Annotated in this window: 9 protein-coding genes; 7 read left to right on the top strand and 2 right to left on the bottom strand. The window is 70.4% G+C overall.

Annotation, left to right across the window (positions count from 1 at the left end):
* The 4 genes from AAHB17_RS14545 to AAHB17_RS14530 form a co-directional block, all read left to right on the top strand.
* Positions 1 to 652: acid phosphatase (locus tag AAHB17_RS14545; RefSeq protein WP_342131346.1), on the top strand; the 652-nt coding region annotated here is incomplete at its 5' end.
* 48 nt (positions 653 to 700) lie between these two features.
* Entirely contained in the window at positions 701 to 1648 is a 948-nt protein-coding gene (locus AAHB17_RS14540; protein WP_342131345.1) for an AEC family transporter, read from the top strand.
* 229 nt (positions 1649 to 1877) lie between these two features.
* Positions 1878 to 4082 (top strand): catalase/peroxidase HPI, encoded by a 2205-nt coding sequence (gene katG / locus AAHB17_RS14535; protein ID WP_342131344.1) that lies wholly within the window; start codon positions 1878 to 1880, stop codon positions 4080 to 4082.
* 115 nt (positions 4083 to 4197) lie between these two features.
* Positions 4198 to 4608 carry a low affinity iron permease family protein gene (locus tag AAHB17_RS14530; RefSeq protein WP_342131343.1) on the top strand — a complete coding sequence of 137 codons (411 nt, stop codon included), beginning with the start codon at positions 4198 to 4200 and terminating at the stop codon, positions 4606 to 4608.
* A 78-nt stretch (positions 4609 to 4686) separates the two neighbouring features.
* Here the strand turns inward: AAHB17_RS14530 and AAHB17_RS14525 are convergent, their stop codons facing one another.
* Both AAHB17_RS14525 and AAHB17_RS14520 read right to left on the bottom strand, forming a co-directional pair.
* Entirely contained in the window at positions 4687 to 5679 is a 993-nt protein-coding gene (locus tag AAHB17_RS14525; protein WP_342131342.1) for a Bug family tripartite tricarboxylate transporter substrate binding protein, read from the bottom strand.
* A 55-nt stretch (positions 5680 to 5734) separates the two neighbouring features.
* Positions 5735 to 6952 (bottom strand): M20 aminoacylase family protein, encoded by a 1218-nt coding sequence (locus AAHB17_RS14520; RefSeq protein ID WP_342131341.1) that lies wholly within the window; start codon positions 6950 to 6952, stop codon positions 5735 to 5737.
* Between the two features lie 104 nt (positions 6953 to 7056).
* On the opposite strand from AAHB17_RS14520, the gene AAHB17_RS14515 reads away from it, so the two are divergent.
* Genes AAHB17_RS14515 through AAHB17_RS14505 form a run of 3 tightly spaced genes read left to right on the top strand, consistent with a single transcriptional unit; the run spans position 7057 to position 8838 of the window.
* Positions 7057 to 8034 (top strand): LysR family transcriptional regulator, encoded by a 978-nt coding sequence (locus AAHB17_RS14515; RefSeq protein WP_342131340.1) that lies wholly within the window; start codon positions 7057 to 7059, stop codon positions 8032 to 8034.
* A 59-nt stretch (positions 8035 to 8093) separates the two neighbouring features.
* Positions 8094 to 8327 carry a hypothetical protein gene (locus tag AAHB17_RS14510; protein WP_342131339.1) on the top strand — a complete coding sequence of 78 codons (234 nt, stop codon included), beginning with the start codon at positions 8094 to 8096 and terminating at the stop codon, positions 8325 to 8327.
* A complete protein-coding gene (locus AAHB17_RS14505) occupies positions 8320 to 8838 on the top strand; it encodes a TA system VapC family ribonuclease toxin (RefSeq protein WP_342131338.1) in 519 nt (172 codons plus the stop codon). Before AAHB17_RS14510 ends, AAHB17_RS14505 begins: the two co-directional genes overlap by 8 nt.

Raw genomic sequence — 8838 nt, 5'->3', positions numbered from 1 at the left:
CCCCCCCCCGCGGGGGGGGGGGGGGGGGGGGGCCGGGGCCAACGATCTGGCCGCCTTCCAGCAAACACGCGCGCTGGTGGGCTCGCCCCGCTGGCAGCTGGCGGCGCGGGACGCGAACCTGCACTTCCCCCAGGCCGCCGAAACCTTCGCCTGCGCCCTGGACCTGGAGATCAGCGCCGAGCGCACGCCGCACCTCAACATGCTGCTGCGCCGCACGCTGGCCGATGCTGGCCTGTCCACCTACCGCGCCAAGGACAACTACAACCGCACCCGGCCCTTCGTCGCCCAGCAGGTGGCCAGTTGCAACCCGCCGGAGGAGCCCCGCCTGGTCAAGGACGGGTCCTACCCCTCGGGCCACGCCGCGCTGGGGTGGGCCTGGGCGCTGGTGTTGACCGAGGTGGCACCCGAACGGGCCGATGCCTTGCTGGCGCGTGGCCACGCCTTTGGCCAGAGCCGCGTGGTCTGCGGCGTGCACTGGCAGAGCGACGTCGACATGGGCCGCGTGATGGGAGCGGCCACGGTGGCGCGGCAACACGCCGACCCGGTGTTCCAGGCGCAGCTGGCGGCCGCGAGCCGCGAGGTGAAAGCCCAGCGCACCGCCGGCGCCAAGGCGCAGCGCGACTGCGCCGCCGAGGCCGCTGCCTTGCGATAAGGCGGCAGCGCGCGGGGGACGGCCGCGGCAACTGCGACAATCCCCGGCGTGCTGCAAGTCCTCCTCGTCACCTTCCCCTTCTTCGCGCTGGTGCTGGCCGGCTTCGTGGCCGCACGCCAGCGCATGCTGCCGCTGGAGGCCATCCCCGGCCTGAACGGCTTCGTGCTGTTCTTCGCCCTGCCCTGCATGCTGTACCGCTTCGGCTCCACCACGCCGATCGCCCAGCTGCTGGACGGGGCGGTGGCGGGCATCTACCTGCTGTGTGCGCTGATCATGGTGGGCTTCTCGATCGCGATGAGCCTGAACCACCGCATCCGCTGGAACGACGCCTCGCTGGGCGCGCTGGTGGCGGCCTTTCCCAACACAGGCTTCATGGGCGTGCCGCTGATCGCCGCGCTGCTGGGGCCGCCGGCGGTGGGCACGGTGATCGTGCTGATCACGGTGGACATGGTGATCACCAGTTCCCTGTGTGTGGCGCTCTCGCGGCTGGACAGCCCGGGCGGCGCGGCCCAGGCCGCCCGCAGCGCCCTCAAGGGCGTGGCCACCAACCCCATGCCCTGGGCCATCATCCTGGGCGCGGCGGCCTCGGCCGTGCAGTTCAGCCTGCCCGGTCCGGTCGAGAAAACCGTCTGGCTGCTCGCCGACGCGGCCTCTCCGGTGGCGCTGTTCACCATTGGCGCGGTGCTGGCGCGCTCGCAGATGACGTCCAACCACCCGATGCCGCTGAGCGACTACCTGCCGGTGGCGCTGATGAAGCTGGTGCTGCACCCGCTGCTGGTGCTGCTGGCCGGTGCTGGCGCCATCCAGCTGGGTGCGCCGCTGGACCCCTTTGCCCTCAAGGTCATGGTGCTGGTGGCCGCCCTGCCCAGCGCCAGCAACGTCTCGCTGCTGGCCGAGCGCCTGGGCGCGGACAACGGCCGCATCGCCCGCATCATCCTGGTGTCGACGGCGGCGGCCTTCCTCACCTTCTCGGGCGCGGTGTCGCTGACGCGCTGACCCCGACGCCGCGCGGCCATAGGCGCCGCCTATTACATAGATATCAACAATCGAATGGCAAAATCGATTGTGAAATCCTAAAGTGAAGGCTCCAACACACACCGGGAGCCCGACATGACAGCGTCAAACACCTTCGCCATGCTGGACCTGCCGGGCGAGTGGCTGGAACGCCTCGCCGCCCTGGCGCTGGCCAGCTGATCCGCTTTTTGTCACCTCAAGGAGACCCACCATGACCCAACCGTCCGCAGAGGCCAAGTGCCCCTTCCACGCCGCTGGCGGCGCCCGCGCCACCCATGGCGCCCAGTCCAACGCCGACTGGTGGCCCAAGCAGCTCAACCTGTCCATCCTGCACCAGCACCAGCCGGTCTCCAGCCCCATGGACCCCGACTTCGACTATGCCGAAGCCTTCAAAAAGCTGGACTACGCGGCCCTGAAAAAAGACATGGCCGCGTTGATGACGCAGTCCCAGGACTGGTGGCCGGCCGACTATGGCCACTACGGCGGCCTGTTCATCCGCATGGCCTGGCACGCGGCCGGCACCTACCGCACCGCCGACGGCCGTGGCGGCGCCAACACCGGCAACCAGCGCTTCGCACCGCTCAACAGCTGGCCCGACAACGGCAACCTCGACAAGGCGCGCCGCCTGCTGTGGCCGCTCAAGCAGAAGTACGGCAACGCCATCTCCTGGGCCGACCTGTTCGTGCTGGCCGGCAACGTGGCCATGGAGACCATGGGCTTCAAGACCTTCGGCTTCGGCGGCGGCCGGGCCGACATCTGGGCGCCGGAAGAAGACATCTACTGGGGTGCCGAAAAGGAGTGGCTGGCCACCAGCGACAAGCCCAACAGCCGCTACAGCGGCGAGCGCGAACTGGAAAGCCCGCTGGCCGCCGTGCAGATGGGCCTGATCTACGTGAACCCCCAAGGCCCGGACGGCAAGCCCGACCCGGTGGCTTCGGGCCAGGACGTGCGCGAGACCTTCGCCCGCATGGCCATGAACGACTACGAGACCGTGGCCCTGGTGGCTGGCGGCCACACCTTCGGCAAGATGCACGGCGCGGGTGACGCCGCCCTGGTGGGCCCCGAGCCCGAGGCCGCGCCCATGGAGGAGATGGGCCTGGGCTGGATCAACCAGCATGGCAGCGGCAAGGGTGGCGATACCACCACCAGCGGCTTCGAGGGCGCCTGGAAGCCCAACCCCACCCAGTGGGACATGGGCTATTTCAAGGTGCTGTTCAAGTACGAGTGGGAGCAGATGACCACGGCCGCCGGTGCCATCCAGTGGCGCGCCAAGGACGTGGCCCCCGAGGACATGGTGGTGGACGCCCACGACCCCCATAAAAAGCACCCGCCGCACATGACCACGGCCGACCTGTCGCTGCGCTTCGACCCGGCCTACGAGAAGATTTCGCGCCATTTCGCCGCCCACCCCGACGAGTTCGCCGACGCCTACGCCCGCGCCTGGTTCAAGCTGACCCACCGCGACATGGGCCCCAAGGCCCTGTACCTGGGCCCCGAGGTGCCGGCCGAGGACCTGATCTGGCAGGACCCGGTGCCGGCCGTCGACCACCCGCTGGTGGACGCCCGCGACATCGCCGAGCTGAAGGCCCGCATCGCCGCCGCCCGCCTGAGCGTGGCCGAACTGGTGTCCACCGCCTGGGCCTCGGCGTCCACCTTCCGGGGTTCGGACAAACGCGGCGGCGCCAACGGCGCGCGCATCCGCCTGGCGCCCCAGAAGGACTGGGAGGCCAACCAGCCGGCCCAACTGGCCAAGGTGCTGGCGGTGCTGGAGGAGGTGCAGCGTGCCTTCAACGCCAGCGCCGCCGGTGGCAAGAAGGTGTCGCTGGCCGACCTCATCGTGCTGGCCGGCAACGTGGGCGTGGAGCAGGCCGCCCAGGCGGCCGGTCACCAGGTGAGCCTGCCCTTCACCCCGGGCCGCACCGACGCCACGGCCGCGATGACCGATGCCGAATCGTTCGCGGTGCTCGAACCCGTGGCCGATGGCTTCCGCAACTACCGCAAGAAGGCCTACAACGTCTCGCCCGAGGAAATGCTGGTGGACAAGGCGCAGCTGCTGGGCCTGAGCGCACCCGAGATGGCGGTGCTGGTCGGCGGTCTGCGGGTGCTGGGCGCCAACCACGGCGGATCGACACACGGCGTGTTCACCCAACGCGCCGGCCAGTTGACCAACGACTTCTTTGTGAACCTGGTCGACATGTCCACCGCCTGGAAACCCACCGGCGACAACACCTATGAAGGCCGCGACCGCCAGACCGGCGCCGTGAAGTGGACGGCCACCCGCGTCGACCTGGCCTTCGGCTCCAACTCGCAGCTGCGCGCCATCGCCGAGGCCTACGCCCAGAACGACAACGCGAGCAAGTTCGCCCGCGACTTCGCCGCCGCCTGGACCAAGGTCATGAACCTCGACCGTTTCTGAAGCCGGCCAGAAGCCCACCCCAAGCCGCGTGGCCCTGTCGCGCGGCTTTTTTTCGTCCCAAGCCGGCCCATGTGGCGATACTGGCGGCACGCCCATCCACCGCCAAGGACCACCCATGCGCCAAGCCAGCTGGTACGCCCGATTCGCCAAATCGACCGCCCATTTCTGCGGCCGTCCGCGTGTCTTCACGATGGCCGTGGGCACCATCATCGTGTGGGTGCTGACCGGGCCGCTGTTCGGCTTCAGCGACACCTGGCAGCTGGTCATCAACACCGGCACCACCATCATCACCTTCCTGATGGTGTTCCTGATCCAGAACACCCAGAACCGTGACACCGAGGCGATTCAGCTCAAGCTGGACGAACTCATACGCGCCACGCAGGGCGCGCACAACGCCCTGATGGACCTGGAAGAACTGGAAGAGGACAGGCTGGACGCCTTCAAGCTGAAGTACCAGGCCCTGGCCGCCGCCGCGCGGGTGCGGCTGGCCCAGGGCGATCTGGACACCGACACCCCGGAGCCCTGAGCAGCGCGGCACGAAACGGCCCAGCCGGGGGCACCGCCGGGCTGGCTTGGCCAGGTCAGACGGCGGGGGGCGCCAAGGTCACTCGCGCATGTTGGCGAACTTGACCAGCTGCCGGTACTTGTCCGCGTCTTCACGCATCAGCCGCGCCAGGTCTTCGCCACCCGTCGCGGGGATGGCGCCGCCCTCCTCCAGCCGGCGGCGGTAGGCGGGTTCGGCCAGGCCGGCCTTGAGCGCCGCGTTCAGCCGCTGGGTGATCTCGGGCGGCAGGCCCCTGGGGGCGGCCAGCGCGAACCAGCCCGACAGTTCGTAGCCCTTGAGCTGCGGGTGCTCGCCCAGCGCCGGCACCTGGGGCAAGGACGGGAATCGCTTGGCCGACGTGATGCCCAGGGCCGTGAAGCGCTGGTTCTGCAGGAAGGGCGCGGCGGCGGTGGGCGACACCAGGGCGAAGTCCAGCGACCCGCCGACCAGATCGCTGGTCAGCGCGGCCGTGCCACGGTAGGGGATGTGGGTCATGAACACGCCGGCCCGCTGCTTCAGGAGCTCGGCGGCGAAATGCTGGAGCGAGCCCACGCCCGAGCTGCCGTAGCTGTACTTGCCCGGGTGGCGCTTGAGCAGCGTGAGGAACTCGTCGGTGGTGTGCACGTTCAGCTTGGGGCCGGCCACCAGCAGCACCGAGGCGGTGGCGACCACGCCCACGGGCGTGAGGTCCGTCTGCGGGTCGTATTTCTGCGCCGGATTCACCAGGCCGGTGGCCACCATTTCGTTGCTCGACCCGGCCAGCAGGGTGTAGCCGTCGGCCGGGCTGCCGACCACGCGCTGCGCGGCCACCACGCCGGCCGCGCCGGCCAGGTTCTCCACCACCACGGTGGCGCCCAGCTTGGCGGTCAGGATGTCGGCCACCACGCGGGCGACCATGTCGACCGAGCCACCGGGCGCGTAGCCCACCACCACCCGGATCGGCCTGGCCGGGTAGGCCGTCTGGGCGGCCACGGGCGGGAGGGAAGCGGCGGCGGCCAGGCCCAGGACGGCAAGTGCGAGGCGGCGGCGGACGGGTGGTGAGCGGTGAGACATGGTGGTGTGGGGCAAGGTGGAGGAATCGGGAAGCGTTCAGAACGTGTTGACGTTCTCAGGCCGAGGGTGCGAGGAAGCGGCGCACCAGCTGGACCCAGTAACTGGCCGCGATGGGCAGCATGGCGTCGTTGAAGTCGTAGCCCGGGTTGTGCACCGAGCAGCCCCCGGTCGCGTGGTGATCGCCTTCGCCGTTGCCCACGATAAGGTAGCTGCCGGGGCAGTGCTCCAGCATGAAGGCAAAGTCCTCGCTGCCCGTCAGCGGCTGCAGCGGCGGCAGCACACCGTCCTCGCCCAGCCAGTCCAGCGCCACCTGGCGCGCGAACCGGGTGGCCGCCTCGTCGTTGACCAGGGCCGGGTAGCGCCAGTGGTAGTCCACCTCGGCGCTCACGCCCAGCGTGCGCGCCTGGGCCTGCACCAGCTCGGTGATGCGCTCGCGCAGCATGGCGCGGATCTCGGGCCGGTGGGCGCGCACCGTCAGGCGCATGGTGACGCTGCCGGGAATGACGTTGGGCGCATCGCCGCCGTGGATGGCGCCCACCGACACCACGGCCACGTCGCGCGGGTCGACGTTGCGCGAGACGATGGTCTGCAGCGCCACGATGATGTGGGCCGCCGCCACCACCGGGTCGGCCGTCAGGTGCGGCGTCGAGCCATGGCCGCCACGCCCGGTCACGGTCACCATCACCGAGTCGGAGGACGCCAGGAACGGGCCTTCCTTGAAGCCGAACCGACCCACCGGGGAACCGGGCATGTTGTGCAGCGCGAACACCGCGTCGCAGGGAAAACGCTCGAACAGCCCCTCCTCGATCATGCGCCGGGCGCCGCCCAGGCCTTCTTCGGCCGGCTGGAAGATCAGGTGCAGCGTGCCGTCGAAGTCGGGCTGCCGGGCGATGGCCCGGGCCGCCGCCAGCAAGATGGCGGTGTGGCCATCGTGGCCGCAGGCGTGCATCTTGCCCGCCACCTGGCTGGCATAGGGCAGGCCGGTGGTTTCCTGGATGGGCAGGGCGTCCATGTCGGCCCGCAGGCCCAGGCGCTTGGTGCCGCTGCCGCGCCGCAGGGTGGCGACCACGCCGGTGCCGGCCAGGCCACGGTGGACCGCGTAGCCCCACTCGGCCAGTCGGCTGGCCACCAGGTCGCTGGTGACAAATTCCTCGTAGGCCAGTTCCGGGTGGGCGTGGATCTGGTGGCGCAGCGCCACCATCTCGGCGGCGATCTCGCGCACCGCGGGCAAGACCTTGTCGGCGGCGGCGGTGGTGTGGGGGGTGGATGACATGGGACAAAGTCTAGGAGCCGCGCCGCCCCGCCGTCAGGCAGGTCATGCCTTTCATTGAATGGCAATGCCTGTCTTTTGACCAGGTGTGCCCATAATGGGCCGGCATGAAAGTGCACCAGCTCCGCCACCTTGTCGCCCTCGCTTCGGCGGGCGGCATCCGCGCGGCCGCGCGTGCCCTGGGGGTCAGCCAGGCCACGGTCACGCAGGGCCTGCGCGAGCTGGAGGCCGATGCCCGGGTGGCGCTGCTGACCCGCCGTGGCGGCGGCATCGGCTTCACGCCGGCGGGCCTGGACCTGCTGGCCCACGCCCAGCAGGTGCTGGCCCAGCTGCGGCTGGCCGACGAGGCCCTGGCCCGGCACCGCGACTCGGGCGGCCAGGAGCGCCTGTGCATCGGCATCACGCCCTGGGTGGCGCAGACGCTGATGGCCCGGGTGGTCCCGGTCTTCCGCGCCGAACTGCCCCACGTGCAACTGGAGCTGTTCGACGGCCTGTCCGCCCAGGCCTACCCCAAGCTGCGCGAGGGCGGCCTCGACCTGGTGATCGGACGCATCGCGGCCGACGACGCCATGCGGGGCCTGCAGGCGCAGCCGCTGTTCAGCTACGAGATGACGGTGGTGGCCCGGCGCGGCCACCCGCGCGCGGGCGCCCAGTCCATCACCGAGCTGCTGGACGACGACTGGATCCTGAACTTCACCCCCGGCGAACGGGCGTCGCTGATGGACAACCTGTTCGGCCAGCACGGCGTGACGCCGCCCCAGCACCACATCCACGTGGCGCACTCCGCCCTGATGGTGCAGACCCTGGTGCAGCAGACCGACATGGTGGCCTTCTGCCCCTGGCCGCTGGTGGAAACCGACAGCCTGCGCCACAGCCTGGTGGCGCTGCAGCTGCGCGAACGCTTCCGCACCCACGTGGTGGGCATCATCCGCCGCGCGCAGGAAGCGCCCTCCCACGCCGCCGCCCGCTTCATCGCCCTGTTCCTGGCGCAGGTGCGGGCCTGGGCGGCGTCGGACGCGCCCGAGCTGCGCCGGGTGCGGCATTCGGTGGAATTCGTGCAGGACGGCCCCACCGACAGGCCCTGAGCGCGCCCGCTCGTCGAGCCGCACTTCGCACGCAGTCGCCAACGCATTAATATGCTTTTATGCGAACTACCCTGGACCTGCCCGACGAGCTGATGCGTCACCTCAAGGCCCGCGCGGCCCTGGAGGGGCGCAGCCTGCGCGACCTGGTGCTGGAGCTGGTCACCCGGGGATTGCAGGCACCGGTGTCCGTGCCGCCCCCCGCGCCACTGCCAGAGGTGCGGCTGGGCCGCCCGCTGGCGCTGCCGGTGTCCCTGCTGAGCCATGCCGACCTCAGCGCCCTGGCCGATGAGTGAGCTCAAGACGACGCGTCAGCACACGGCCGAGCCGCCCGCCGCCTGGCTGACCGACACCACGCCACCTTTGCAAGGCGACCTGCCCGACCTCAACGTGTGGCTGGCTCTGGTGATGCCCGAACACCCGCACCACGGCGCCGCCCGCCAGTATTGGGACGGCATGGCAGAAGCCATGGCCCGCGGTCAGCGCCTGTGCTTCTGCCGCCCCACCATGATGGGCCTGGTGCGGCTGCTGAGCCAGCCCAAGCTGATGGGCGATGGCGCGTTGAGCCTGGTGCAGGCGCATGGCGTCTACCGCGAGCTGCGCGCCCAGCCCGGCGTGGCCTTTGTGCCCGACCACGAAAGCGCCGACGCCGTCCTGCCCAAACTGCTGGCGCCGGAGCCGCCACCCCGCCTGTGGACCGATGCCTGGCTGGCCGCCACGGCGCAGGCCGCCGGACTGCGCCTGGTCAGCTTCGACGCCGATTTCGCCCGCTTTCAGCTGCCCCGCTGGACGCAACTGCGCCCATAA

The sequence above is a fragment of the Hydrogenophaga sp. OTU3427 genome (assembly GCF_038440225.1).
Classification (GTDB): domain Bacteria; phylum Pseudomonadota; class Gammaproteobacteria; order Burkholderiales; family Burkholderiaceae_C; genus Hydrogenophaga.
This window is presented reverse-complemented; position numbering and strand designations above follow the sequence as displayed.